Source organism: Thalassospira povalilytica (genome assembly GCF_002844235.1).
GTDB lineage: Bacteria > Pseudomonadota > Alphaproteobacteria > Rhodospirillales > Thalassospiraceae > Thalassospira > Thalassospira povalilytica.
Genome location: NZ_PGTS01000018.1, coordinates 1 through 819, shown reverse-complemented (window position 1 = coordinate 819; position 819 = coordinate 1). Strand labels below are relative to the sequence as shown.

Sequence of the window (819 nt, the reverse complement as noted above, 5' to 3'; positions counted from 1 at the left end):
TGCCGCCAAAGACCCTGTCGTCGCCGTCGCCACTATCAATGATGTCATTGCCGCCGCCGCCATATACCGTGTCAGCACCCCCACCGGAGCTGATGGTGTCATGCCCACTTTTGGCGTTGATGTAGTCATCGCCATCACCGGTCGTGATGCGGTCGGTGCCGTCCGTGCCAATTACGGTCTCGTTCGGGTTATCAATGACCTCAACCTGAAGGTTCTGCGAAATGCTTGCACTGTCAGCACCATCAACCGAGGTCGCGGTCACCGTCAGGTCAAAATTGCCCGAATAATTGTCTGCGGGCGTGATCTTCAAACCGGAAAGCTGCGACGCCGACAAAGTCCAGGTGCCATCACCGTTATCGGTTCCGGCCGACAGACTTGCCCCTTCGGGCACACCGGCAATCGTTACCGAAAGAATTTCGGATGCATCGGTCAGCCCTGCTGCAATCGCAAGGCTGATGGCACTGCCCTCGCCACCACTTGCATTCGATACCGTCAAAGTCGGCGCATCTGCGACACCAGCTACATCAACCGTGATGCTGCCGGTCGTCGTTGCGACGTCTTGGCCATCCGCTGAGGTCGCTGTCACACCAAGATCAAACGACCCACTAAAATCGTCAGCAGGCGTAATCGTCAGACCTTCAAGCTGTTCCGGGTTCAGCGTCCAGGTACCATCGCCATTATCGGTACCAGCCGACAAGGTTGCACCGTCCGGAACACCACTGATCGTGACACTCAGAACTTCGCTGGAATCCGTGAGACCTGCATCAATGTCGAGCGCGATGGCAGAATCTTCGGAGCCAGAAGCGTTCGAAGTTTCGA

Annotated in this window: 1 pseudogene; it reads right to left on the bottom strand. The window is 56.8% G+C overall.

Going from position 1 to position 819, the window contains the following annotated elements:
* Positions 1-819 (bottom strand): annotated as a pseudogene (locus tag CU041_RS20250) (hypothetical protein); the annotation flags it as partial.